Below are 26,195 nucleotides of genomic sequence, written 5' to 3'. Positions count from 1 at the left end.
ATAGGGGTTGGCGACGGGGGTGGATATCGGCCTTTTTGGCAGGGTAGACGCGATCACGGCACGCCTGTACCGCCCGACGCCCCGATGATCTGTCCCGACTCGTAACTGGCTTCGACCGAGGCCAGGTGCACGTATACCGGCGCGATCTCGGCGGGCTGGCCCGGGCGTCCCATCGGGGAGTCCGCGCCGAACTTCTTCAGGTTCTCCTCGGTCTGCCCGCCCGACACCTGCAACGGCGTCCAGTACGGCCCCGGCGCCACGCCGTTCACGCGGATGCCCTTCTTCGCCATCTGCTTGGCGAGGCCCTTGGTGAAGATCATGATGCCGCCCTTGGTCATCGCGTAGTCGAGCAGGTTGGCCGAAGGGTTGTACGCGTTGACCGAGGCGGTATTCACGATGGCCGAACCCGGCGGCATGTGCGGAATGGCCGCCTTGGTGATCCAGAACATCGCGTAGAGATTGGTCTTCACCGTCCAGTCGAAGTATTCGGTGCTGATGTCGAGGATCGAATCGAAACTGTGCTGGCGGCCGGCGTTGTTCACCAGGATGTCGAGGCCGCCCAGCGCCTCCACGGCCTTCTGCACCAGCTGACCGCACCAGGCCTCGTCGCGGATGTCGCCGGGCAGCGCCACGCCCTTGCGTCCGGCCTTGCGGATCAGCTCGATCACCTCGCGCGCATCCGGCTCTTCGTCGGGCAGGTAGCTGATCGCCACGTCGGCGCCTTCGCGCGCATAGGCGATGGCCACCGCGCGACCGATGCCCGAATCGCCGCCGGTGATCAACGCCTTGCGCCCGGCCAGGCGGCCGCTGCCCTTGTAGCTGGTTTCGCCGTGGTCGGGGCGCGGGTTCATCTTGCCCGCCAACCCGGGCCATGGCTGGTTCTGGGCGGCGAACGGCGGCTTCGGGTAACCCTCGCGCGGGTCGCTCAGCCCTTTGCCGGGCTGCGACGTGGCCGCGGCGAAGACCATGCCCGGCGAGGCAAGGGCCGCGGCGGCGAGCGTCGCGCCCTGGAGGACGCGGCGACGGGAAGGCTGGTGGGTGTCGGACATGGCACGGGCTCCTTGGCGAGGGGATGCCCGACCGTGCGCCTTCGTTAGTGGATGGTATGTGGGGGCGACGCGAAAACCGATGGCATCGCACCGGGCTTCTGCATGCGCAGAAGCGACGGTCTACAGGACACCGTCGTTCCTGCGCACGCAGGAACCCAGCGCCGCGAGCCCGGTTTTCGCCGGGCGGTCATGCGGCTCTACCCCAACATCCGCCGCACGCGCCCCAACAGCATGTCGATCTCGAACGGCTTCACGATCATGTCCATGCCCTGCCCCAGGAACCGTGAGCGCTCCACGGCATTCTCCGCGTAGCCGGTCATGAACAGAACCGGCAAGGTCGGACGCCACGCGCGCACCACCTCGGCGAGCTCGCGACCGTTCATGCCGGGCATGCCGATATCGGTCAGCATCAGATGGAACGTCTCGTCGCCGCGCACGAGGCGCAAGGCCTCCTCGGCATCCGCCGTGGCGATGCATTCGTAGCCCGCCCCACGCAGCACTTCGGTGGTCATCATGCGTAGCGCGTCGGTGTCTTCCACGAGGAGGATGCGTTCGCCGCGACCGCCTTCCACCGTTTCCCTGATCGCTTCGACCTCCGCCACCGGCGCCTCGCTGGCCGGCAGCAGCAACGACACATGGGTGCCCTCGCCCGGCGTGCTGCAGATGCGCGCCTGGCCGCCGGACTGCCGCGCGAAGCCGTAGATCATCGACAGGCCCAGGCCCGTGCCCTGGCCGAGCGGCTTGGTGGTGAAGAACGGCTCGAACACCTTGCCCAGGACGTCGGGTGGAATGCCCTCGCCGTTGTCGGATACCGTCAGCATCACGTACTCACCGTCGGCCAGCTCGTCGTCGTGGCTGACACTCACGGTGGCCGTCTTTACCCCGATGCGACCGCCATTCGGCATGGCGTCACGCGCGTTGATCACGAGGTTGATCACCGCGTTCTCGAGCTGGTTGACGTCCACGCTGGCCACGGCGGGATCGACGGAAAGGTCCAGGTGCAGCTCGATATGTTCGCCCAGGGTGCGGCGAAGCATGTCTTCGAGCGAACGCACCCGGTCGTTGATGTCGGTCGGTCGCGTGTCCAGCGGTTGCTGGCGGGCGAAGGCCAGCAGCCGATGCGTGAGCGCGGCCGCGCGACGGGCCGAGCCCAGCGCCGCGTCGACGAAGCGCTGCACGCGCTCGGGATGGCCGCTTTCGATCTGCCGGTTCACCAGGTCGATGCCGGTGATGATGCTGGTGAGCAGGTTGTTGAAGTCGTGCGCGATGCCGCCGGTGAGCTTGCCCAGCGCATCCATCTTCTGCGCCTGCACCAGCTGCGATTCCGCGAGCGCCAGCTGGGTATGGGCGGAATCGATGCGCTGGAGGTGGTCGCGTTCGCGGCGGCGCTGCTCGGTCACGTCTTCGACGAAAACCAGTCCGGCGCCCTCGCGGTAGGGCGTGACGCGCCATTCGGTTTCCCGCGGCCCCTGCACCGTGTGCATCAGCAGGACGCCATGCCAACGCTGCCGGGCGCGCACCGCCTCGCTCATCCGCGCCAGCAGGTCGTCCTGGCCCTCGCCGAAACAGGCGGGCAACGACTCGTCGCAACCGGCCTGCCCCACGAGGCGCCGAAACGCATCGTTGGCTTCGCGTACCGCGAGGTCTCCGTCGACCACGGCGATCGGGGCGGCGATGTTGAGGAAGATGTCGCGAAAGCGGGCTTCGGCTTCGCGCAACGCGTCTTCGGTGGTGCGCACGCGCAACAGCGTGCGCATGGTCGCCAGCAGCACGTCGGGATCCACGGGGTGGATGAGGTACGCGTCGGCGCCGTTATCCAGGCCGGTGATGAGATCGCCGGTATCGATGGAAGCGGCCGACACGTGCACCACCGGCAACAACTGCGTGCGCGGCATCTCGCGCAGGCGGCGCACCACGTCGAAGCCGCTCATGTCCGGCAGGTTCACGTCGAGGATCAGCGCGGCGACATCGTTTTCGGCAAGCGTCTCGAGGCCTTCGGTCCCGGTGCCCGCTTCCAGCACCTCATAGCCATGGCGCTCCATGGTGCGGCGCATGGCGTATCGCGTGGCGGCGTTGTCGTCGACGATCAGGAGTCGCTTACTCGCCGGCATCGGCTACCTCCGCCACGGCGAGCGTCAACGGCAACACCACGTGAAACGTGGAGCCCTCGCCGATGCGGCTGACCATGCCCACCTCGCCACCGAGCAGGTGCGCGAACTGGCGGCACAACGAAAGCCCCAGCCCCGTGCCGCGCACGCGTTTCTGCAGCGGCGAGTCGACCTGGGTGAAGTCGTCGAAAAGCATCTCGTGCAATTCGGCGGGGATGCCGATGCCGGTGTCCTTGACCGAGAAACGCACGCGGTCGGCGCCTTCCATCGTTGCCGACACGCGCACCTCGCCGCGCGGCGTGAATTTCAGCGCATTGGAAATGTAGTTGCGCAGGATCTGCGCGAGTTTCTTGTCGTCGGTGTAGAGCCGGGGCATGTTCCGCGGCTCTTCGAAGATGAGGTCGGTCTGGCTCGATTCGACGATGGGACGGAACATGCCGCGCAACGCGGAGAACAGGTCCATCAGCTCGAACCATTCCGGCGAGATGGTGATGCGCCCCGCCTCGATCTTGGCCAGGTCGAGAAGGTCGTCCACCATGTCGCTCAGCTCGCGCGCGGCGCCGGCGATGAAATCCACCTGCTTGTGCTGCTCGACGTTGAGCGCGCCGTCCAGGCCATCGGTGAGCAGGCGCGTCATGCTGAGGATCGAGCCCAGCGGCGTGCGGAACTCATGGCTCATGTACGACAGGAAGCGGCTTTTCAGCTCCGACGCCTGGCGCAGCTGCTCGGCCTGGTTGTCCAGTTCGGCGTAGAGCGCGAGCACGCCCTGGTTGGTTTCGTCCAGTTCCGCTCGCAGGGCATCGATTTCGGCACGAAGGGCGTCGCTGTCGCTCATGCGCGATCCTCCAGCGAGATGGCGAACACCGTGACGTCGTCACGGCCCCGATCGAAGTCACGATACAGCACCGACGTGATCACGGCCGGATGGCGGTTGGCCAGGCCGGGGTAGTCACGCAGGCTCCAGCGCGATTGCAGCCCGTCGCTGTGCATCACCAGCAGCTTGCCCGTCGTCCCGGGGAAATCGAAGGCCTGCATGCGGCGCGTCGCCATGCCCATGATGCCCGGATGCGAGGCGAGGCCGCGCGAGGCGTCGGCGGACACCAGGCTGCCGGCGATGTTGCCCACGCCGCAGTAACGCAGCGTCCCGCCGGCATGCCGGACCACCGCGACGGCACCGCCCCGCGTGCCCGACATGGCGGCGTTGAGCCGGACCATCACGTCGACGGGATCGCCGTCGTGGCCGGCCACGTAGGCCTCCACGCACGCGGCCGCGGCCCGATACGCCGCGGGTCCGTGGCCCAGGCCGTCCACCAGCAGCACGCCCAGGGCGGAGCCCGACAGCGCCATGGCCCAGCCGTCGCCGCAGATCGGCTCACCCGCGAGCCCCTGCTGCGTGGCACCGAAGCGGATGTCCGCCTGGGCCGCGCCACGCGGATACATGCGCGACAGCACGACCGAACCCCGGTGATCGGCATGGGCGTCCATCACCTGCGACTGGCGCCGGATCGCACCCAGGCCCTCGCCGCGCGAACCGGCGGTGGAATGGCCGTCGGCCAGGCAAACGGCGAGGTCGAATCCGGGGCCGCGGTCCACGGCGATCACCTGTACGCCCCGCGTGTCCCGTCCGGGCACGATGGCGACGTGGATTTCGCCGCGCCCCGCATGGCGCAGCACGTTGGTCGACAGTTCGGTGGTGACCAGCGCCACGCGTCCCGTATCGGCCTCGTCGAAGCCGGCGTCCTGGGCCGCCTTCGTCGCCGTGCGCCGCGCCTGGCCGATTTGGGTGGCGTCCTCGACGGGCACGATGAGGGTCGGCTGGCCGGCGACGATCAGGTCCATTTGCAGATCGTCACGCGGGTGCCCGAGCCGGGCGCGCTCTCCAGGGAGAACTCGTCGACCAGGCGCCGCGCGCCGGTGAGGCCCAGGCCCAGGCCGCCGCCGGAGGTCCAGCCGTCGGTCATCGCCAGCTTCATGTCGGAAATGCCCGGGCCTTCGTCGCGGAACACCAGGCGCAGGCCCTTCCGCACACCGTCTTCCAGGGTTTCCCAGTCCATGTCGCCGCCACCGCCGTAGATGACGGTGTTGCGCGCCAGCTCGCTGGCGGCGGTCACGAGTTTGGTCTGGTCGACGAGGCGCAGTCCGCACGCGACGGCGAGTTTGCGGACCTGCTGGCGCGCGAGCACGACGTCCTGCTCGGTGCGGACGGGATGCGTACCGCTGGCCGGCCCGTTCATTCGGCGTGCACGCGTTCGCGCAGCAGCTTCATGCCGCGCTCCACGTCGAGCGCGGTGCTGACGCCGGGCAAGGTCAGGCCCAGCTCCACGAGGGTGATCGCCACGGCGGGTTGCATGCCGACCACCATCGTCTGCGCGTCCATGATCCTCGACAGGCCCGAGATCGTGGCGATCATGCGGCCGATGAAGGAGTCGACGATATCCAGCGCGGAAATGTCGATCAGCACGCCCCGCGCGCCGGTCTGGGTGATCTTTTCGGCGAGGTCGTCCTGCAGGGTCAGCGCGAGCTGATCGTGCATGTCGACCTGGATGGTGACGAGCAGGAACTCGCCCATGCGCAGGATGGGGATGCGGTCCACGGCGTCAGCTCGCCCTGCCCACCGTGAATCCCGACCGCTTCAACGCCAGCGCGAGCGCGTCGGCGAGGTTGGCCTTGGTCACGATGCCCTGCAGGTCGAGCCCGAGGTGCACGATGGTCTGCGCGATCTGCGGACGCACGCCGCTGATGATGGCGTCGGCGCCCATCAGGCGGATGGCCGTGACCGTCTTCAGCAGGTGCTGCGCCACCAGCGTATCCACGGTGGGCACGCCGGTGATGTCGATGATGGCGATTTCCGAACCGGTTTCGACGATGCGCTGGAGCAGCGATTCCATCACCACCTGCGTACGCTGGGAATCCAGCGTGCCGATCATCGGCAACGCGAGCACGCCGTCCCACAGCTTCACCACCGGGGTGGAGAGTTCGAGCAGTTCTTCCTGCTGGCGGGCGATGACTTCCTCACGCGATTTCTGGAACGCCCGGATGGTGTGCATGCCCAGCGCATCGAGCAGTTCGGAGACGGCCCACAGCTGCGAGGCCAGCTCGGCCGCGTCGTTGGCATACTCCTTTTGCAGCAGGTCGAACATCGGTCGCTTCAGCGAGAAGATGAAGTTGGCCGTGTGATGCGAGTCGAAGCCCTGTATCGCGCGGCTGCGCGAGAGCTTTTCGAGGAACGTTCGCGCCTCGCTCCATTCGTTGCTTGCCAGCGACGCGGCATCGCCGGTGGCGGACCCGGCCACGAACAGGCGGAGGAATTCGCGCGTCTGCGATTCGAGCTCCGCGCTGCCGATGCGCGAGTCGCGGGTGGCACCGCTCGACTCCAGGTTGGCCGACCAGCGGTCCAGGAGCTGGGCTTCGTTGTTACGAACGGTGTCGATGGTGCGATGGCTCAGCTCTGACATAGGCGTCCCCCGAAAAGTCGTTATGATGCGGGCAGTCGTGGCGCAATGGAATAGCGCCGACGCCCTCTTCCATGCATTGACGCCACCTTCACGCGCCGGCTTTTAATAGCCTCGCCGCACCCTCGTCCCGGACCACCATGGCTACCCAACGCACCATCCTCATCGTCGAAGACGACGATGCCATCCGCGAACTCACCGCCATGCTCCTGGAGGGCGAACACGCGGTCCATACCGCCCGCAACGGCGACGAAGCGGCGGCGTGGCTGGATTCGAACACGCCCCACGTACTGTTCACCGACATTCGCATGCCGGGCAAGGTGACCGGACAGGAGCTGGCCATGCGCTACTGGGACAGCGATGTCCGCGTGCTGGTCACCTCGGGTGAGCGCCGGGAGGACCACCCATGGCTCCCGGCGGGCATGAAGTACCTGGCCAAGCCGTACGACCGCCGCAGCCTGCTGGCGACCCTCCGCGAGCTGCTCTGACCGCACCCGCTTCGCAGGCATCGTGGATAGGGTCCGCGATGCCTGCGAAGCGTCATGCCCGGTCGATCACCAGCGCGATCCGCCCGTCGTCGAAGCCGAACGCCGAGGTCCCCCGCATCTCGATCACCGTGCCCGCGCGCGGTCCCTCGGGGATGTCCTCGGCGATCTCCCCGTGGAAATCGAGGGTGGCGGCGACCCGCCCCTCCTGTTCTTCCAGCGAGACGAGGGTCTGCCTGCGCGAGGCGAACATCGCCGCCCCCACCCGCGCCAGCTTCTCGAACTCGGCCTTGCCGTCGGTAGCCACCGCCAACGCTCCCCCGGCGTGGTGCTCGAAATGCACGCCGTCGGCCAGCGTGGCGAGCATGCCCTCGATATCGAAGCGGTTATAGGCCTCGACGTAAGCCCGGATCAACGATTCCTCGACGGGATCGATCATGGTGCCCCCCACGTGCTCATGGTCCTGGCGGCTACCCTAGCAAGCCACGCCCGTGCTGTCCCTTGCCGGAGCCGTGCACCCCCCGTATGGTCACCGCTTCGACGTCCCACGGAAGCGCCCGCCCATGTCCCACCCGCAGGAATCCGCCGAACACCTCCGGCGCAGCCTCTCCAACCGCCATCTCCAGCTCATCGCCATCGGCGGCGCGATCGGCACCGGCCTGTTCATGGGATCGGGCAAGACGATCAGCCTGGCCGGGCCATCCATCCTGCTGGTGTACCTCATCATCGGCATCATGCTGTTCTTCGTGATGCGCGCGATGGGCGAGCTGCTGCTCTCCAACCTCCAGTACAAGTCGTTCATCGACTTCTCCACCGACCTGCTCGGCCCCTGGGCCGGTTTCTTCTGCGGCTGGACGTACTGGTTCTGCTGGATCATCACCGCCATCGCCGACGTGATCGCGATCGCGTCCTACGCCCAGTTCTGGTTTCCGGGACTCGCGCCGTGGATTCCCGCATTGCTCTGCGTGGGCCTGCTGCTCACCCTCAACCTCACCACGGTGCGCCTGTTCGGCGAGCTGGAATTCTGGTTCGCGCTGATCAAGATCGTGGCGATCTGCGCGCTCATCGTCACCGGCTTCGGCATGATCGCCTGGCACTTCCGCTCGCCCGACGGGCACGTGGCCTCGCTGGCCAACCTGTGGAACGACGGCGGGTTCTTCCCGATGGGCATGGGCGGCTTCTTCGCCGGTTTCCAGATCGCCGTGTTCGCCTTCGTGGGCATCGAACTGGTGGGCACCACGGCCGCGGAAACCGCCGACCCCGAGCGCAACCTGCCCAAGGCGATCAACTCGATCCCCGTGCGCATCATCCTGTTCTACGTGTTCTCGCTGATCGTGATCATGTCGGTGACGCCGTGGCGCCAGGTGATGCCCGGCAAGAGCCCCTTCGTGGAGCTGTTCGTGCTGGCCGGCATCCCGGCCGCGGCGAGCCTCATCAACTTCGTGGTGCTCACCTCGGCCACCTCGTCGGCCAACAGCGGCATCTTTTCCACCAGCCGCATGATGTACGGGCTGGCCGAGGAAGACCACGCGCCCGCCGCGTTCAAGCGGCTGTCGCGCGCGGCGGTACCCTCCAACGGCCTGCTCTTTTCGTGCCTATGCCTGCTCGGCGGCGCGATGCTCGTGTACCTGATCCCGAACCTGGTCACCGCGTTCACGCTGGTGACCACGTTGTCGGCGATCCTCTTCATGTTCGTCTGGTCGCTGATCCTGTGCGCCTATATCGCCTACCGGAAGAAGCGTCCCGAGCTGCACGCGGCCTCGCGTTACCGCATGCCCGGCGGCGTGGTCATGTGCTGGCTATGCCTGGCGTTCTTCGCCTTCGTGCTGGTGCTGCTGTCCTTGCAGCCGGATACGCGGCAGGCGCTGATCGCCAGCCCGGTGTGGTTCGCGATCCTGGGCATCGGCTACGCCCTGCGCCGTCGCAAGCCTTGATTCGCCGATACGATCGGCTCCCACCCCTTCGGTAGGCAGGCCACGACATGCTTGCTACCGAAGGGGTGGGAGCCGACCGTGTCGGCGAATCCTACGAAGCGGCAGCCACACGCAGGGCAGCCACCATGCGATCGGGCTCATCCGGCGACAACACCCACGTCTTCCCGTTGCGCAACGTCACCACCACCCCGTGATCGCGGTTGCGCGCATATACCCGCACGAAGCCCAGGCGCCGCGAATAGAACACGCCATGGAAGGCGAAAAACCCGCCGTTGCCGAACACGCGAACCAGGCCACGAAACGCCTCGCCGTCACGCGACACGCTCGCCCCGCGCAGGTCGGCCGTGGTGCGTCCCACCTGCCGGCGCACCACCAATTCATGCCCGTGGATCTCGTACCGCAGCGGCGACAGCGCAAAGGTGATGGACAGGATCACCAGCAACAATCCCGCCAACGGCACGGCGACGGTATCGGTCACGCGCCCCGCCATCACCACGATCGCGACGACGCAGACCAGCAAGGCCAGCATGCCGGTCCAGCGCGTGATGTTCGACATGCCGGTGGAAAAGGTCTGCATCGTCGGCCCCTCAATGTTCCGCACGCGGTGCCGAAGGTACGACGGACGAGAACAGCAGGCGCCCGCGTTTGACCTCGACGTAGGCCGAGGCGACCGGCTCCAGCCCGCCGTTCTTCAGGCGCCACGCCGACACCATCCAGTCGCCGTTGGTACGCCAGCCGACGTGGCCGTGGCCGATGAGGCCCATCAGCGTCTCGCCGCGAAACATCAGCGGGAACGGGGTGGCTTCGCTGTCGTAGCCGGTCATCCTGCCGGATGCCACGCGGCTACCGAAGACGGGGAGTACCGGGAAACCGGCGCCGTTCTTGCCGTCGAGCAGGCCGCCGCTCGCGCGGGCCGCCGCGACCGCCGCCTCGTAGTCCGCCTTGTCGGCGCCTTTCGGCAGCCGGTCGATGGTGCCGGCCTGCGGGCGGAGGTCGTAGCGCGCCACCCATGACATCGCCTGCGTGGCGAAGTCGTCGCAGGGCGACCGGGCCGGCGCGCACGCGGACCCTTCCAGCGACAACGCGTGATCGAAGCGCAGCGACAACGTCTGACCGGGCGCGAACCGCCCGCCATCCCAGCGGCTGGCGGCCAGCGTCACCTCGTCGGCCGCGGTGGCCTCCATGCGCAATGCGGCCACGTCGTCGCCGATGCGAACCAACGCATGCCGGAGCATGCAATCGCCATCACCCCATACCGGCGGCATGGCGATGGCAACGGCGCGCTTGCCGTCGAGGCGATAGGGCGCTTCGACGTAACACGACGCCGTGCCGCCGATCGAATACACCGAACTCACCGGCGAACCGGGCAACACGCGGTCCACCAGGCGATCGCCCGCGTCGTCGAGCGCCTTGCGCAAGGCGGCATCGGGCTCGAAAGGAAGCCGCTTCGGATCGTCGATGCGGCGATCGGTGGCGAGGGTGAGCACACCCTCCCTGGCCAGGGCGTCCAGGACGTCGTCCGCCCCCGCGGATCGTTTCGCCAGGCCGGCCTTCAACGCATCCAGGGGAGGCGACGGCTTGCCGTCGATGCCCCGCAGCACGTCGATGCGTCGGCGGTACAGGTCGGCGAGCACCTTGGGCAAGGTGTCGCCGGCCGCGCCTGACGAGAACGTCCATGCCGTGTCGTCGCGCGTCGCCAGCCAGTGACGCTGGTCGAGGCGCAGGGCGTCGGCGAGCCCGGGATTCGCCTTCAGCACGGCACGGAACATGTCGGACAGGGTGCCGTCCAGCGCCGAGAGTTCTGGCGATGCGCAAACTGCCTTTTCCCCCGCGGTAGACGCCTTGCCGCAGTCGAATCCCGCCGCCGTGGCCATGCCCGGCAAGACCAGGGCGATCCACCATAGGTGCTTACGTTTCATTCCATGTCCCGGTAGCGAAAGATCCCGCCCATTATGGGACGCAACGATGCCCATATTCGGCCAGCCGAATTTTTCCTAGCGGAAGCTTACGAAAAACCCGATATAGTCCGGCGATGCATCCGGCCCGGACCCGGATCGCGACAGGGGAAAGCCATGGAAGTCGTATCGGGCGCTCATGGGCGCCACGCGTCGTTTTGCACCTGGGACGTGCCGCGATGAGCGGCTTCAAGCCCGTTCGCCACCGCTATGAAGACGCGCTGACCCGGGTATCGTGGCAGGCGTTCGAGCGGCTCATCGCCGATCACTTTCGCCAGCTGGGCTATCGCGTGGAACATCGCGGCACCGGCGAGGGCGGCAATCAGACCGACGGCGGCATCGACCTGCTGCTGCATCGCGACCTGGAGACCATCCTCGTGCAGTGCAAGCACTGGACCGCGTTCCAGGTGCCGCACAACGCCGTGCACGAACTGATCGGCGTGATGCATACCGCGGCGGCCACCGGCGCCATCGTGATCACCTCGGGGGAATTCACCAAGGCGGCCATCGATGCCGCCGCGAAGTTCCGCCATATCCGCCTCATCGACGGACGCGGCGTGCGGGCCATGCTGGGGCCCGTCGCCGAACCGGCGCCCGAGCTGCCGCTGCTGCCCACGTGGGCGATGTCGTCCCTCCCGGGCCCGTCGAAGACCGGCCTGAGCCCCCGCTCCCACATCGCCGCCGCGATCGCCGCGGTGGGCGTGATGGGCGTGGCGCTGGCGATGCTCTACGTTTTCTACATCCACGAGATCGAGCACGCGCGGACGATGGCGCTGCACGCGCGCGCCACCGAAGCGGTGACGCCGTCGGCCGTCCACGCCGCCCGACCGGTGACCGAGGTCGTCAGCACGGTCGACGGCCAGCCGGCGGTGGTGCATGGCGCACCGACGTCCAAACGGGCGCTTGCCGAGTGGACCCGGCAGAACGCCGAGGCCATGAAGATCCTCGAACGGACGACACCCGAGTTGCCTTGAAGCGATCGCCCCGTCGCATTCGCGGACAGGGTCCGCTCCCACCCCTTCGGTAGCGACGTTTCGACCGAAAGGGTGGGAGCGAACGCGGCGGAGCGGGGCTTAGAAGACCCAGGCCACGCTCAGCCGTGCCGACTGATCCTTCGCATGCGACGCGAACTGCCCCGCGTAGGCGGCATCCACCGTCACCGACGCCCACGGCCTGAAGCGCAACCCGAACGTCGCCACGCCCGCGTCGTCGGCGATCGGCGTGCCCGCCACCGTGAAGGCATCCCCGCCCGCGGCGAAACGCTGGCGGCTGAGGGCGTTCGTATCGCCCCAGGCGTGTTGCCAGCCCACGCTGCCGAAGAGGCCGACGTCGCCCTGGGCGGAGAGATCCCAGCGTCCGCGCACACCCACCGTCGCGAATGTCTGCGCGCTCTTCTCGCCCATCACGTCCAGCGCCGCGGCGTTGCCGTGCTCGTGCAGGGCACTCGTGCGCAACTGCTGGCGCGCCACGTTGAGGAACGGATCGACCGAGCCGCGATCAAAGCGAAAGGCATAGGCCCCTTCGACGTACGCCTGCGCGGAACGCGCGCGCTGGCTGCCGTCGAGACGGCCCGTGATCATGTCGACGTCCACCGTGCGATGCGTATCGATATCGCGATGGCTGTACAACGCTCCAGCCTGCAACGACACGTTGCCGTACTCGCCGCCACCGTAGATCGCCGCGGTGCGCGTGTCGCCCTGCGCATCGTCCCGGCCCGCGGAGGCCGACACGTGGCCCGTGCCCAAAGCGATGCCGATGCGCGTATCGCCACCGACAGCCGTGTCCGCACCCACCATCACGCCGCTGCCGTTCGCGCGCAGGCGCGATGCGTTGCCGTCGCCGTCGTGGTCGCCCCAATGACCCCACGCCGATGCCCATGCGCCGGCGTCGTCACGCGCCAGCAGATGCTGCCGGATCGCATCGCGCTGGTAGCGGTCGTCGTCGGCGATGGCACCGCGCAGGTTGGCGTGGATCTCGCCCGAGAAGGCATCGAACGCATGGCGCGCACCGGGGGCGTCCATGACCAGGATCGCGTCATACACCGGAACGCCCTCGCCCAGCGACTCCACGCCCGCCGCGGTCGCGCGCTGGTTGCGCGTGACCGCCACGTCGGGGAAGGCCGTGACGTTGCGGCTCAGCGTCAGGTCCACCGTGTTGGCCGTATAGCCCAGCGACGGCTCGAGGAAGGCCAGGTCGTTGGACACGTCGGCGAAACGGCCGTCCACGCCGCCCGCGGCGGACAGGATGGTGTACGTCGTGTTCGCGCGCCAGTTTCCACCCGTGCCGAGGCTCACCACCGAGCCACCACCCAGATGCGCCTGGCCGCCCACGGTGACACGATCGCCCTGCCCCGCGTCGTTCACGTCCACCACGTAGCGCGAGCCGCTCGCCATGGCGAGATCGCCGTGGAAGGCGAGCGCGCCGATGGCGCCCGCACCGCCCGGCGAAAGTTCGGCGCCGTCGGCGAACGTGACCGAACCGGCCGCGCCGGTACCGGTGAGCATCGAGCCTTCGGCCAACGCCAGGCTGCCGCCGAGCGATCCGTCGAGCTGGAGGGTGCCGCCTTCGATAAACGATGCACCGGTGAACGCCGCGCTGTCGCCAGTGAGACGGAGCACGCCGGTACCGAGCTTGCGGAAGGTGCCGTCGCCGGACATCGAACCCGCGTAGCCCACGTCGTCGGAACGGTCCAGCACCAGTTCGCCATGGTTGACGATGGTGGACGGCAAGGTGCCACGCGTGCCACCGTCGCCAACGCGCAGCGTGCCGTCGGCGATCGTCGTGATACCCGAGTATGCGGCGTTGCCGGTCAGCGTGAGCATCCCGGCGCCCGTCTTGGTGAGGCTTCCGTCCAACGCGCCATCGGCGATGTCGCCCGTGAGCGTCGCCTCGTCGTCCACATCGACGGTGGCGCTGCCCGACACCGTCAGCGCGTTGGCGACGACCATGCCGTGCTGCGCCAGCGCGAGCGTGCTGCCGTCGTCCAGGGCCACCGTGCCCGTACCCGCCGCACCACCGTCGGCCAGGCTGAGCGTGCCCGCTTCGACCTCGGTGCCGCCCGTATACGTGCCACGTGCCGTGAGCGCGAGCGTGCCGGTGCCGGTTTTCACCAGCGTACCCGGCACGGTGTCATCGGCCAGGTCACCGTTGAGCGTGAGGGTGTCGTCGCCGTTCACGGCCACCGTGGCGTGGCCGCCGAGGGCTACCGCATTGTCGAAGGCCAGTCCATCGGTGCCCGCTTCGAACGTGGCGCCGTCGCGCACGGTGAGCGCCCCCGGGCCGATCGCGCCGTTGTCGCCCACCCGCAAGGTACCGGACTCGACGATCAGCGGACCGGTGAACGCATTGGCATGATCGAACACGAGCGTGCCCACGCCCAGCTTGTGCAAGGTGCCGGAACCGCTGACGTTGCCGCTCCACGTGAAGGCGTTGCGGGGATCGGATATCTCGACGCCACCGTCGAGCAGCACCGAAAGGTCGCGGTCCGTGGCGGTGTAGCCGGTGCCGGTCACGCGCAGCGTGCCCCCTTGCAGCACCACGCCATTGGCGGCGCTGCCGAGGTTGGCATCGTCGCTCACCTGCAAATGACCGCCGCTGATCGTCGTGTCGCCCGAATACAGGTTGTTGCCGTTGAGCACGAGGGTACCGGCGTCCGCCTTGGTGAAGCCCTGCGTGCCGGTCAGCGTCGCGTCGATCGTGGCGACGTAGCCGCTGCCGCTCTCGTTGCCATTGCCCACGCGGATGGTGACCGGACCACCCGACGCGACGAGTCCGAGCGCGTCGCCCATCACGCGATAACCGTCGCTCAGGAACTGCATGCCCGTCGCCGTGACGGCGCCGTTGACGCCATTGACGAAGACCGTGCCCGGCGCGCCGCCAAAGACCGCGAATCCGGGCTGCGGGCTCATCGCGGCGGTGATGCTGCCCTGCGCGTCGGTCCATACCGGCGACGTCGTGGTCCACGTGCCGCTGCCGCCGCCCATCTGCGTGGGACCGGCTGCGCCGTTCGCATTCCAGTAGTTCAGCGCGACGTTCGTCGCGTCCACGATGTCGATGCGCTTGTCGCCGGTCAGCGTCACCAGTTGCAGGGCATGCCCCGCCGGCGTGCTGCCGAAGACGAGGCCTCCGTTGGCGACGCTGAGCGCGCCGGTATACGAGAAGAGGTTGTAGACGCCCGGCCCCAGGCCGCCCGCGTCGACCACGTCGACCGTGGTGCCGTTGATGAAGAGATCGCCGTCCACGGCCACGCTGTCGCCGACACCGGACGCCCCGAGTTCGGCGGTCATGGTGGTGCCCTGCGCCAGCGCGAGGTTGCCGGTGATCGAAAGCGTGCCGATGGAATTGCCCGGCGACAGCGTCGCCCCGGTGTCGAGGCTGACGTTGCCGAGGATGCGGCCATGGCCGCCGAGCGAGGCACCCGCGGCCACGTCGACCGGGCCCGCCAGCTTCGCGTTGCTGCCGGCGCTGCTGCCCACCACGAGTTCACCCGCCTCGACGTGCGTCTGTCCCTGGAACGGCGAGCCGTCGCCGTCGAACAGCAGCTTGCCCGCGCCCTGTTTCACGAGGCTGCCGTCGCCGGCCAGGGCCTCGGTGAAGCTCGCCGTGTCGGCGCGGTTGAAGACGAGCGTGCCGTGGTCGATGAGGTCGGCGGTGAGCGAGCCGCTGGTGCCACCGTTGCCGACGCTGAGTACCGTGCCGGCATCGAGGGTGGCGACGGTGCTCGCGACGATCGAGCCGGTGAGCGTGGCGCCCTGGCTTGCGGCGAGTTCGAACGTACCCACCTGCACGTTACCGGCGAAGGTGACCGGCACGCTGTCGGCCAGCGAGAAACCGCTGGCGTTGACGTCGCCGACGGTCGCGATCGCGTTGCCCGCGCTGCCCAGCGTGAGGCTGCCCCCGGTCGTCGCGGTCAGCGTGTTGGCCTGGATCGCGCCAGCCAGCTGATCGACGTTCGCCGTCGAGCCGAGCGAAAGAAGGCCACTCGCCGCGACGTCGTCGTTGAGGGTTAAGCCCCCGATGGCGTTGAGAGTGACGTCGTGACCGCTGAGCTGCGCCGAGGTCAGTCGTCCCGACAGCGCGATGTCACCCGTGGTCGAGACGGGCGACGCGAACGTGAGCGTGCCGGCGGCGGACAACGCGACGTTGCCGGCGCCCCCGACATCGATCGCGTTGACCGCGAGATTGCCGGACGTGGCGACCGCGACGTTGCGCCCCTGGAGATTCACGGCGCCGCCGAAGGCATTGCCGGCACTGGTCAGGATGACGTCCCCACCGCTGATGAAGCGGCTCGTTCCCGTCACCGAGAAGGCGGAGGCCTGGGTGATGTCACCGGTGATGGCCAGCGTGAGCGCGCTCGCGTTGATGGCGCCGATGGCGAGCGAGTCCGCCGCTACCGTTAACGACGGCAGGCTGCCCGGTCCGATCATGTTGCGGAAGGTGACGGCACCTACGGGCGCATTCACCGTGATGCTGTGCGATCCGCCCGTGGTGTCGAGTGTGCCGTCGAACGTAACCGACGACGCGCCGCTGATGAAGTTCGTGTCCCCGGCGACGAGTACCGGTGCGGCGTAGTGTTGCGAGCCGGTGGTCTGCATCGGGCCGGTCATGGCGAGCACCTCACCCGAGGCGTTGAAATTGGCGTTGCCGTCGAGGTCCAGGCCGCGCAGGTACAGGTCGCCTGTCCCGCTGCTGGTCACGTTGCCGGTGCCGGTGATCGCCCGGCCCATATCGAGGGCTTGCGCCAGGTTGAGCGACAGCGACGCGCCGCCGCCGTCGAGCGTCGCGCCATCGATCGCCGACGACACCGCGGGGACGATCGTGGCCGTGGCGCCCGGTGCGAGTTCGACGGCACCGTTCACGGCGGAACCGGTGGAAAGGGTGAGCACGCCGCCACCGCCGTTGAAGACGACCGACGAGGCGTAGTCACCGTTGACGACACCGCCGGAGAGCGTTCCGCCGTTGGTGATGACCGCGTTGGACTGCGTGACGATCGCCGCCCCCGCCTGACCCGAGCCCGTGGCGTCGCCGCCCTGGATCGTACCGAAGTTCAAAACCGACAGACCCGTGCCCAGGGCACGGATGCCCGCACCCGAGTTTCCGTCCAGGCCGCTATCGGCTCCGATACCCACGCCGCCCGCGCCTCCCACGCCGCCGCGGATGAGGCTCGTCCGGTCCGAAACATTCACGCTCGCGTTGATGCCGAGAACCAGTACGCCGTCACCGCCACCGCCGCCACCGCCACCCCAGGTCGGTGAAGCCGTCGCCGATTGGCCGCCGTGCCCACCCGCGCCACCGATCAAACTCGACGAAGCACCCACCGTCACGCCGCCATTCCCCCCGGCGGCGAGGATCACCGACGCACCGCCGCCACCGCCACCGGCACCGCCCGCCGCCGCATCCGGGACACCGCCCGCGCCGCCGGCGCCACCGATCACGACGATTCCGTCTCGCGTATTGAACGGGCTGCCCACGCTATAGATGCCCGCGCCTCCGCCGCCACCGCCGCTCGGCACGTGAATGTCGAACGCGCCGTCCGCCCCCTGGCCGCCGGTGAGGACATCATTGATGGACGTCCCCGTCCCTCCGCCCGCGCCACCGGACGGTCCGGTCGAGCCGCTGACATCGATGCCCGTCGCACCGCTACCGCCGCTGCCGCCCGACGACGATCCGCCCGCGATCTCGACGTGCGTGCCGACGATGTTCTGCGCCGCGCCGCCCTGGCCGTTGCCCTGGCCGCCGCTGGCCGCTCGATCGCTGGTGGCGGCGCCGCCGGTCGCGCCGCACTGGGCACAAACCTGGGCCCAGCTGGGCGAGGCCATCGCCAGCAGGCCGCACGCCGCCAGGGCGAGACCGAACGGGCTCAGGCGCGACGCGGACGAGCGGCCACCGGGCGACGGCGATGCGGGCGACGACGAAAGCTCCGAGGCGACCTGGACGACGCGCAGCGCGCGGTTCCATACCAGACGGTACGTGCGATTCATGGATTTTCCCCTGCCGAAAGAGGCCGCGACGGCGGCGCCCCGCGATGGTAGCCGCTGAGCCCCCAAAAAGTGTCTACGACAGGCATCGGCGAAGGTTCGTGCGATCATGTGGCATGAACGCCTTCGACCAGCTCGCCCTCTCCCCCGCCCTGCTCGCCGCCGTGGAATCCCTCGGCTACGCGTCCATGACGCCCGTGCAGGCCGAAAGCCTGCCGCCGATCCTCGCCGGCCGCGACGTGATGGCCGAGGCCCGCACGGGCAGCGGCAAAACGGCGGCCTTCGGCCTGGGGTTGCTGCAGCGGCTCGATCCCGACGTGATCCGCCTGCAGGCGCTCGTGCTCTGCCCCACCCGCGAGCTGGCCGACCAGGTGGCCAAGTCGATCCGCCGTCTGGCCACCAACATCCCCAACGTGAAGTTGCTCACGCTGTGCGGCGGCATGCCGCTGGGCCCGCAGCTCGCCTCGCTGGAACACGATCCGCACATCGTGGTGGGCACGCCCGGTCGCGTGCAGGAGCACCTGAAGCGCGGCAGCCTGCATGGCGGCGGCATCACCACCTTCGTGCTCGACGAAGCCGACCGCATGCTCGACATGGGCTTCGGCGAGGCCATCGACGACATCGTCAAACGCATTTCGAAACACCACCAGACGCTGCTGTTCTCGGCCACGTACCCGGACGAGATCCGCGCCGTGAGCGGGCGCATGCAGAACGATCCGGTGGTGGTGACCATCGAAGAGCCGCACACCGAAGCCACCATCGAGCAGCGCGTGGTGGAAGTGGAACCGCCCACGAAGACCGCCGTGCTCGCCCGCATCCTCACCCACGAAAAGCCCGAATCCACGCTGGTGTTCTGCAACATGCGCAAGGACGTGGACGACCTCGCCGCCGAGCTCGACCGCCTCGGCTTCTCCGCCCTCGCGCTGCATGGCGACCTCGAACAGCGCGACCGCGACGAGGCCCTCGTGCGTTTCGCCAACCGCAGCTGCAACGTGCTGGTGGCCACCGACGTGGCCGCCCGCGGCCTCGACATCGCCGGCCTGCCGCTGGTGGTGAGCTACGACGTGGCGCACGACCCCGACACGCACACCCACCGCAGCGGGCGCACCGGCCGCGCCGGTGCCAGCGGCCTGGCCATCACCCTGGCCGGCTCGCGCGAGCTCAACCGCCTTCGCGCCATCGAGGAGCGCATGGGTGCGCCCATGGCACGCTACCCGGCCAAGGCCGGCGACGGCCGCAAGGTGCTCAACCTCGCGCCCAACAAGACGATCGTGATCGACGCCGGCCGCAAGGACAAACTCCGTCCCGGCGACATCCTCGGCGCGCTCACGGGTGACGCGGGCCTGAAGGCCGACGAGGTGGGCAAGATCGACGTCTTCGCCACGCGGGCCTACGTGGCCATTCGCCGCGATCTCGCGGGCAAGGCATTGGCCCGCCTGCGCGAGGGCAAGATCAAGGGCCGCTCGTTCCGCGTGCGTCCGCTGGGTTGATCGGCGCCTGAGCGTGCCGACATGATCATCCGAAGATACGACCGACCCGCCATCATGCATCGACGCCTCACACTGCTCTGCACCGTATCGATCCTGACCGCCTGCCACGCTCCCAGCAGGTCGGTGCGGGAGCCGGCGAAGCCTGACCGTACGGGCACCGTCAGCTACACCGCATTGCTGACCGGTGCCGACAGTCAGTACAAGCTCAAGCGCGCCGAACACGCCTTCGGCGCGCAGCCCGTCACCAACGATCCACCCGTCTATCCGGCGTCACTCGTCGCCAGGCAGCTCCCCGAGGTAACGATTCGCATCAAGGCCATCGTCGATGAGCAAGGACGGGTGACCGAGGTGAGGGACCTGGATACCTCCACCGACCCGAACCACGTCGCGTTCGTCTCGGCTTGCCGTGACGCGGTGATGCATTGGTCGTACACACCGATGACCGTGGTGGATGAGTTGGACGACGGCCACGGCAACATCACGCAGAAGCGCAAGAACGCGCCTTTCAGCCTCGACTACGCGTTCCGGTTCGCTCTGGTCGAAGGCAAGCCGACCGTATCGGCCGGTCCCTAGAAGCACCCGGGATCGCGTCACCGTCGCACCGGCGCAGGCCGGTGCCCGCGGCGAAGCCCACCTTCGACAGCGACCGCCTCCCACGGGCACGCCCAACGCTGCGCGAAAGACAAGCACCCGGCCTGCGGAAGGCCCTTCCCTACGCAAAATTCAGCCCCCGGAGATTACGGAGCCGGGCGGCAGGCGGCCACCATAACGAGCTCCCATGATCGGCCATCGATCATGGCCACTCCAAGGATGGCGTCGTGAGCAGATTGATCGGTTTTCTTTTTCTATTACTCCTTTCCACGGCGTCGCACGCCAGCTTCCTCTACCGTGCCGATACCCGGCCGCCGGAAGAGATATTCCGAAGCGGATTCGCTCCCTCGGGCAGCAATCCCAGCCTTTTTCAGCATGTCACGGGATATACCTGCCAGCCTGGCGAACAAACGACCGGATTCATCGCCACGTCGTCCAGCGAACAGTTCGCCATCGGATGGGGCCGCGACACCTTCACCGAAGGCACGCATTTCTACGTTTACCGGATACGGTCCAGCCTTCACTTCTACAACGCCGGACAAAGCCTGTTCCACGCCAGCCACCAGACGGGCGACACCGTTTACGAATACGCCGGATGGACGTACCTCGCCGAAAGCGAATGGGTTACCCCCCGGACCATTCCCGCCGCCGACGTCATCGAAGCCACCGAATACGTCAGCCGCGGACGCGACGCCCTGCCCGAGCGGGTGCAGTCCTTCGAAAATCCGGATGCACCGGACGCTCCCGGCCAGATCAATCACGGTCCCTACGAGTGGGACTACAGCCGGGACGACCCCGGCGGGTCCGGTCCGGCCCATCACGTCTGCGGGAACGCCTGTTTCAACATGCACCTGCACCCGACCAAGCGGGACGTCCACGACCCCGACGACGACCTGGACGAATCGGAGAAGGCCATGGACGAACCGCGACGAAAGATGACCAGCGTTCTCCGGTGCCGGGCCAAGGCTGCCCTCGCCACGTATTCGATTCTCGACATCATCGACGACAACCATCGCAACACGGAGCTGTAAACCCATGGACGTTATCGCCCACCGCAAGCCTTCCTTTCCATCGAGCCGGCTTGCGACCGCATGCCTTCTGGCCTGCCTCGCTTCACTGCCGGGACGCGGCAACGCGCAGATCTACAACGCCGACCCGAGCCCCGATAATCCGGTGAACACGCACATCACCCGGACCCTCCGCTCGACCGACTTCAACTGCAACGCGTTGGTCAAAAGCATCTGGGCCAACGACGAAACCACCAGCTCGGTCGCCTTCTCCGACAACGAGATCTGGTATCGCGTCGATTCGCCGAACGTCCGCTCGCTTCTCTTCATGGCCCACGCGATCGGAAAGAAGGTGTGCTACCAGACCGAAGGCGGCGCCCTGGACCCGATCAAGATATCGAGTGCGTTCATCGACCCAAGGTAAGCGATCGCTTGCGCCACGCGCGGGCCACGGCATGGGGCCCGCGTCATGACAGAAAAGGACACCCATGACCATCCCGGGCACGGTATTCGCAGGACGCGTCATCGCCCTCCTGCTTCTGATCGTCATTTCCACGCCATCCCAGGCCAGCTTCTTCTACCGCATGGATACGCGGCCACCGGAGGAAGTGTTCCAGCGAGGCTTCTCACCCAGCGGAAGCCATCCCAGCCTCTTCCAGCACGTGGTGGGGCAGACCTGCCAGCCGGGCCGGCAAACCTCGGGGTTCATCGCCGTATCCGCCAACGAGACGTTCGCCGTCGACTGGGGCCGTGAAACCCAGCCGGAAGGCGCGCGGTTTTACGTGTACCGCATCCGGGCCAGCGAGTTTTTCTACAACGCCGCGCAGAGCCTGTTCCATGCGAGTCGCCAGACCGACGATCTCGCCTATGAACTGGCCGGCTGGATCTTCATGGCGGAAAGCGAGTGGGTCACGCCCGTCGGGATTCCCGCCGAAGACATCGTCGGCGCCGCCGAATACGTCAGCCGCGGTCGCGATAGACCGCCCGGTCGCATGGGTGTTTACATACCCGCGGGCGCTCGCGAATCGCCCGGCACCATAAACCACGCGCCGCTCACGTGGAACTACACGCTCGACCAGACGGAGGCACCGCCCACGTATAACCCGCTGTGTCCCTCGGTGTGCTTCGGCGTCAACCACTCCCGGCACAAGCGATCCATCGTGGCATGGATGGAAGATGACGACGGCGCCGACGAGGCCCGCACCAAGTCAAACCATTTCATGAGGTGTGCCGTCGAGACGGCGTCGGCCGCCCTGGGCATCGACCTGCCCCATACGGACCAACGCGCCACCGGTGGTGGGCGAACCGAATTGTGATCGACGGAAGGGGCCGGCGGATGCCGGTCGCTTCCGTGCCACGACACGCCTTAGGCAACGACCGACCTGAATCTCAGCGCTCTCCCTACCGCCATGTCGGCCCATGGCGAATGTTGTCGGCGAACCGACGCTGGCAACATCGCTTCCCGCTCGTCCATCGGCATTCGATGGACGTCGAGCAGCCTGCGTTACGTAAATTCTCAACTCCCGCTCCAGCGCATGTCAGGGCGCGGCAACGCTCCGACGGGCTTTTGCCGCCATCGCGTAGCGCAACTCAAAATTTGCACTTACACTTCGTAACACACCCCAAGCGAGCGTTCTGAAACGTACGACCAGGAGCGACACATGCCACACGAATCAGGGACGATCCCGCGCCACGGTGCTCCAACCGCGGACACATGACGTCCCGTCATCGCTAGACGCCCAGGCGTCCAGACAAGGTTTCCATGCCTTGCCCTCGAACCCTCGAGGGCGACTATCCCTTGCGTCCCGCAGTTTGTGAGTTGAACTTGAAAAAACGTCACCATCCCAAGCGCCGGTACGGCGCATTGCCCGTTCTCTGCATCGGCCTGATCGGTTGCGGCACGCCGCCCGCCAAGGACTTCGGCGGCTTCTGGAAGCCGGTGAACCGCTTCGACACGAAGATCAACGAAGTGCCCCTGGCCCTTCCCTACACCTACTACGCCTCGCCCACCGACGGCACGCTCAAGACGCTGCTTACGCGCTGGGCCGAAGACACCGGCGCCACGTTGTCGTACCGCCTGCGCTCGGACTTCACCCTGCCCAAGGCCGCCTCGCGCATCCACACCTCGGAAACGCGCGACGCCATGGCGCAATTGAGCGCCATCTACGTCAAGCAAGGCTTCAACGTACTCGTCGACGGCCCGCAGATCGTCGTGGAAGAAATCAAGCCCGCGGCGATCGCGGACGCCGCCAACGGAGCGCTCATCCGATGAAACGCTCCCATCGCCTCGCCGCCGCCCTCGTCGGCGGACTCGCCTTCCTGTGCGCGATACAACCCTCCCGCGCCGAGGGCACCACCTCGAGCCACGCCTCCGTTGCTACCTACGACTACGCGGACGACACCATCTACACCGTGCGCACCGGCCTGGGCATCACCACGCAGATCGAGCTCAGCCCCAACGAGCAGATCCTCGACTACAGCACGGGTTTCAGCTCGGGCTGGGACCTCACGCGCCGTAACAACGTGTTCTACGTCAAGCCGAAAAACGTCGACGTGGACACCAACATGATGATCCGCACGGCCACGCATTCGTACATCTTCGAACTCAAGGTGGTGGCCACCGACTGGAAGACGCTCGACCAGGCCCGCAAGGCCGGCGTGCAATACAAGATCACCTTCAACTACCCCGCCGACGCCAGCCTGGCCCCGGTGGTGAAGCAGGCCGAGGAAGCCGCCCTGCTCGATACCTCGCTGGTGAAGAACCGCGACTATCACTTCGACTACGACTACGCCAAGCGCCGCCGCGTGGCCAAATGGCTGGTGCCGACGCACGTCTACGACGACGGCCGCTTCACGTACATCACCATGCCCGACATGAAGCAGTTCCCCACGGGCAACTTCCCCACCGTGTACATGCGCGAGAAGAAGCGCGGCACCGACGCCATCGTGAACACCACCGTGGAAGGCAACACCATCGTCGTGCACGGCACCTACCCCTTTCTCGTCATCCGCCACGACAGCAACGTCATCGGCCTGCGAAGGAACGCCCGGAAGTGAACCAGAACATGTCACCACAGAATGACGGCGAAATCGTCAACGCAGAGGCGCCGCAAGCCGATGCTCAGGCTAAGCAGGATGCGCGAATCGACTTCAATCCCTATGTCCGTCCGGCAGGTCATCAAGAAGACGCTCAGCCAAACCTGGACGAGAACGCGCCTGACCTCGCCAAACACGAGGAACGACGCCTGAATCGCAAGGCTCTTGGGCTGCTGGCGAGCATAGCGGCGCTGTTGGCCGTGATCATCGCATGGGTTCTGAATGCGCCCGATGGTCAGACCACCCACACACGACCACGCGAAGAAGTACTGACGGTGCCGACGGCACCCGAAGCCCGGTTTGAGCGGCCGGATACCATGCCCATGATGCCTGTAGTTCCGCCTGCGGATCCCATTCCGCTTCGATCCGCGGTATCCAGGATACGTGAGAGCTTTGAACACCCAGAGCCACCGGAAGCACCCCGTGGCCCCTCACTGGTAGAGCGTCGGATCGCAGCCGCCAGCCAAGGCACGACAGGTGTGAGCGATGGAGTGAGCACGGGAGGAGCAGCAGGCTTCCCGATGCCACCCTACCCCGTCGATCCTTCCATGCAACGAGCAGAACCCAGCATGAGCGCCACAGGAAACCTCGCCTATACGGCAAAGGCGCTTCCCAACGTTTCGAATGCATCTCCTTTGACGCATCCCGACACGCTGATGCTTCGTGGCACTTACATCCGTTGCGTACTCGAAACCCGGATTATCACCGACATCCCCGGCTTTACCTCCTGCGTCATCCACGAGCCCATCTATTCGTTCACAGGCAAACGGCTGCTGCTTCCCAAAGGGTCGAAAGTTCAAGGCAAATACGCCATGGAGCCCAACGGGCCACGTGTAGCCGTGATCTGGGATCGGATAATCACGCCTACCGGCATCGACGTAAACATGGCGAGCCCGGGAGTGGATTCGCTCGGGAGCGCTGGACACCCAGGCCATTACAACGCTCATTGGGGTAGCCGCATCGGGTCGGCGCTGATGCTCAGCCTATTCAGCGACACGTTCAAATACGTTGCCGCAAAGCACGGCCCACCGCAGACGACGATTACAAATGGAGTGGTCACGCAAAATCCGTTCGAGAGCAATACAGCCGCCACCATTCAATCACTGGCCAACAGCGCCCTTGCTCGCGGTGCGAACCGGCCGGCGACCGTAACGATCAACCAGGGCACCGTTCTGGCCGTCTACGTCGCCAAGGACGTCGATTTCTCCGGCGTGGTCGCGCGCAATGGTCAAGGACGAAGCCTGTGAATAACACGATGCCTAACGCAAGCTTACGCCGTCGCGCTCTTAAATCTGCCGTCGCATCCACCCTGGCATTAGCCTGCGGCATGTCAAGCGGTCCTGCACACGCAGGCCTTCCAGTTATTGACTACACCGCAGCGACTCAGTGGTGGCAGGAGTACGCGGAGAAGATCGCCGAATGGACCGCAACCGCCACCCACTACAAGTCGGTGATCGGCCACCAGATCAAGGAGGTGAAGCAGTGGGAAGCTCAGCTCAACGATCTCCGCCAGCTCAAGTTCGAAATGTTCAAAGTGGAACGAACATTCGAGACGGTTAGCGAAGATTTCGGTGTCGAAGTCGAGTGCCACGCGAAGGCTTCGTCAGGTGGGCTGTCACCCGTTCTGGACATGACATTGGATCAGATCATTCCCGACATGAATGGCAACGTCCTAGAACAGCAAAGAAGGCTTTGCATCCAGATCGTCCAGGCTCGGAACATCAAGTACAACAACACCGTCAAATACCTGAAGTTCGTCGCAAGAAAAACGAGCGAGATGACCGAAATCCAGTCCAAATTGGTCGAGGAGGCAAAGGAGACGCCGGGCAAGACGGCCGGGCTGGTCCAGCAGATGGCTCAATTTGACGAGACTCTCGCGACGGCTAGTACCCACTGGCAATCGGGCCAGCAACTGACCGACCTACAGATCTCCGTTCTCACGACACAGCAGGCAGGTCTTTCCCGCCGCGCACTGAAAGGATCGCCGAGCCTCTTCGGGACGCTGGTAAATACTGTCGCGCTGAAGGCCGCCCTCAGTAACTAGGCCCGGG

At 66.8% G+C, this 26,195-nt stretch carries 23 protein-coding genes; 12 read left to right on the top strand and 11 right to left on the bottom strand.

What is annotated here, in order from left to right; genetic code table 11:
- Positions 1 to 53: 53 nt before the first annotated feature.
- The 7 genes from JNG39_RS19345 to JNG39_RS19315 all read right to left on the bottom strand — a co-directional run bounded on the left by JNG39_RS19345 (position 54) and on the right by JNG39_RS19315 (position 6,612).
- Positions 54 to 1,049 (bottom strand): SDR family oxidoreductase, encoded by a 996-nt coding sequence (locus JNG39_RS19345; RefSeq protein WP_368313602.1) that lies wholly within the window; start codon positions 1,047 to 1,049, stop codon positions 54 to 56.
- Positions 1,050 to 1,246: 197 nt separating this feature from the next.
- The gene (locus tag JNG39_RS19340; RefSeq protein WP_368313601.1) at positions 1,247 to 3,160 is read right to left on the bottom strand and encodes a response regulator; all 1,914 of its coding nucleotides are present in this window, start codon (positions 3,158 to 3,160) and stop codon (positions 1,247 to 1,249) included.
- Positions 3,147 to 3,992, bottom strand: a complete 846-nt coding sequence (locus JNG39_RS19335; protein WP_368313600.1) for a sensor histidine kinase — start codon at positions 3,990 to 3,992, stop codon at positions 3,147 to 3,149. The genes JNG39_RS19340 and JNG39_RS19335 overlap by 14 nt, the downstream gene beginning before the upstream one ends.
- Entirely contained in the window at positions 3,989 to 4,996 is a 1,008-nt protein-coding gene (locus tag JNG39_RS19330; protein ID WP_368313599.1) for an ATP-binding protein, read from the bottom strand. Before JNG39_RS19330 ends, JNG39_RS19335 begins: the two co-directional genes overlap by 4 nt.
- Positions 4,987 to 5,391, bottom strand: a complete 405-nt coding sequence (locus tag JNG39_RS19325; protein ID WP_368313598.1) for an anti-sigma regulatory factor — start codon at positions 5,389 to 5,391, stop codon at positions 4,987 to 4,989. Before JNG39_RS19325 ends, JNG39_RS19330 begins: the two co-directional genes overlap by 10 nt.
- A complete protein-coding gene (locus JNG39_RS19320; RefSeq protein WP_247373128.1) occupies positions 5,388 to 5,750 on the bottom strand; it encodes an STAS domain-containing protein in 363 nt (120 codons plus the stop codon). Before JNG39_RS19320 ends, JNG39_RS19325 begins: the two co-directional genes overlap by 4 nt.
- Before the next feature lie 4 nt (positions 5,751 to 5,754).
- Positions 5,755 to 6,612 carry an STAS domain-containing protein gene (locus JNG39_RS19315; RefSeq protein WP_368313597.1) on the bottom strand — a complete coding sequence of 286 codons (858 nt, stop codon included), beginning with the start codon at positions 6,610 to 6,612 and terminating at the stop codon, positions 5,755 to 5,757.
- Between the two features lie 137 nt (positions 6,613 to 6,749).
- On the opposite strand from JNG39_RS19315, the gene JNG39_RS19310 reads away from it, so the two are divergent.
- The gene (locus JNG39_RS19310; protein WP_368313596.1) at positions 6,750 to 7,097 is read left to right on the top strand and encodes a response regulator; all 348 of its coding nucleotides are present in this window, start codon (positions 6,750 to 6,752) and stop codon (positions 7,095 to 7,097) included.
- 52 nt (positions 7,098 to 7,149) lie between these two features.
- Here the strand turns inward: JNG39_RS19310 and JNG39_RS19305 are convergent, their stop codons facing one another.
- Positions 7,150 to 7,533 carry a nuclear transport factor 2 family protein gene (locus JNG39_RS19305; RefSeq protein ID WP_368313595.1) on the bottom strand — a complete coding sequence of 128 codons (384 nt, stop codon included), beginning with the start codon at positions 7,531 to 7,533 and terminating at the stop codon, positions 7,150 to 7,152.
- Between the two features lie 124 nt (positions 7,534 to 7,657).
- On the opposite strand from JNG39_RS19305, the gene cycA reads away from it, so the two are divergent.
- Entirely contained in the window at positions 7,658 to 9,028 is a 1,371-nt protein-coding gene (cycA, locus tag JNG39_RS19300; protein WP_368313594.1) for a D-serine/D-alanine/glycine transporter, read from the top strand.
- 91 nt (positions 9,029 to 9,119) lie between these two features.
- On the opposite strand, the gene JNG39_RS19295 is transcribed toward cycA, so the two are convergent.
- Together JNG39_RS19295 and JNG39_RS19290 are read right to left on the bottom strand one after the other, a co-directional pair.
- Positions 9,120 to 9,605: a PH domain-containing protein gene (locus tag JNG39_RS19295; RefSeq protein ID WP_368313593.1), complete on the bottom strand. Its 486-nt coding sequence runs from the start codon at positions 9,603 to 9,605 to the stop codon at positions 9,120 to 9,122.
- A 10-nt stretch (positions 9,606 to 9,615) separates the two neighbouring features.
- Complete coding sequence (locus JNG39_RS19290) at positions 9,616 to 10,947, bottom strand: lysozyme inhibitor LprI family protein (protein WP_368313592.1); 1,332 nt, start codon at positions 10,945 to 10,947, stop codon at positions 9,616 to 9,618.
- 215 nt (positions 10,948 to 11,162) lie between these two features.
- Here JNG39_RS19290 and JNG39_RS19285 point away from each other — a divergent pair, with 215 nt between their 5' ends.
- Positions 11,163 to 11,957, top strand: a complete 795-nt coding sequence (locus JNG39_RS19285; RefSeq protein ID WP_368313591.1) for a restriction endonuclease — start codon at positions 11,163 to 11,165, stop codon at positions 11,955 to 11,957.
- Positions 11,958 to 12,056: 99 nt separating this feature from the next.
- On the opposite strand, the gene JNG39_RS19280 is transcribed toward JNG39_RS19285, so the two are convergent.
- Positions 12,057 to 17,963, bottom strand: a complete 5,907-nt coding sequence (locus JNG39_RS19280; protein WP_368313590.1) for an autotransporter domain-containing protein — start codon at positions 17,961 to 17,963, stop codon at positions 12,057 to 12,059.
- A gap of 113 nt (positions 17,964 to 18,076) precedes the next feature.
- On the opposite strand from JNG39_RS19280, the gene dbpA reads away from it, so the two are divergent.
- From dbpA to JNG39_RS19235, 9 genes are all read left to right on the top strand, one after another.
- The gene (dbpA, locus tag JNG39_RS19275; protein ID WP_368313589.1) at positions 18,077 to 19,450 is read left to right on the top strand and encodes an ATP-dependent RNA helicase DbpA; all 1,374 of its coding nucleotides are present in this window, start codon (positions 18,077 to 18,079) and stop codon (positions 19,448 to 19,450) included.
- A gap of 54 nt (positions 19,451 to 19,504) precedes the next feature.
- Positions 19,505 to 20,023, top strand: coding sequence for a hypothetical protein (locus JNG39_RS19270; protein WP_368313588.1), 519 nt, complete (start codon positions 19,505 to 19,507; stop codon positions 20,021 to 20,023).
- 245 nt (positions 20,024 to 20,268) lie between these two features.
- A complete protein-coding gene (locus tag JNG39_RS19265; RefSeq protein ID WP_368313587.1) occupies positions 20,269 to 21,072 on the top strand; it encodes an enterotoxin A family protein in 804 nt (267 codons plus the stop codon).
- 4 nt (positions 21,073 to 21,076) lie between these two features.
- Positions 21,077 to 21,472, top strand: a complete 396-nt coding sequence (locus JNG39_RS19260) for a hypothetical protein (RefSeq protein ID WP_368313586.1) — start codon at positions 21,077 to 21,079, stop codon at positions 21,470 to 21,472.
- Positions 21,473 to 21,536: 64 nt separating this feature from the next.
- A complete protein-coding gene (locus JNG39_RS19255; protein WP_368313585.1) occupies positions 21,537 to 22,364 on the top strand; it encodes an enterotoxin A family protein in 828 nt (275 codons plus the stop codon).
- Between the two features lie 509 nt (positions 22,365 to 22,873).
- Entirely contained in the window at positions 22,874 to 23,320 is a 447-nt protein-coding gene (locus tag JNG39_RS19250; RefSeq protein ID WP_368313584.1) for a hypothetical protein, read from the top strand.
- Positions 23,317 to 24,105 carry a TrbG/VirB9 family P-type conjugative transfer protein gene (locus JNG39_RS19245; RefSeq protein ID WP_368313583.1) on the top strand — a complete coding sequence of 263 codons (789 nt, stop codon included), beginning with the start codon at positions 23,317 to 23,319 and terminating at the stop codon, positions 24,103 to 24,105. The genes JNG39_RS19250 and JNG39_RS19245 overlap by 4 nt, the downstream gene beginning before the upstream one ends.
- Complete coding sequence (locus tag JNG39_RS19240; RefSeq protein WP_368313582.1) at positions 24,102 to 25,391, top strand: TrbI/VirB10 family protein; 1,290 nt, start codon at positions 24,102 to 24,104, stop codon at positions 25,389 to 25,391. Before JNG39_RS19245 ends, JNG39_RS19240 begins: the two co-directional genes overlap by 4 nt.
- Positions 25,388 to 26,188: a hypothetical protein gene (locus JNG39_RS19235; protein ID WP_368313581.1), complete on the top strand. Its 801-nt coding sequence runs from the start codon at positions 25,388 to 25,390 to the stop codon at positions 26,186 to 26,188. Before JNG39_RS19240 ends, JNG39_RS19235 begins: the two co-directional genes overlap by 4 nt.
- Positions 26,189 to 26,195: the final 7 nt, after the last annotated feature.

The organism is Luteibacter sp. CQ10, assembly GCF_040900725.1.
Classification (GTDB): domain Bacteria; phylum Pseudomonadota; class Gammaproteobacteria; order Xanthomonadales; family Rhodanobacteraceae; genus Luteibacter.
Note: the sequence above shows the minus strand (reverse complement) of the source record. Positions and strands in the feature narration are given on the sequence as shown.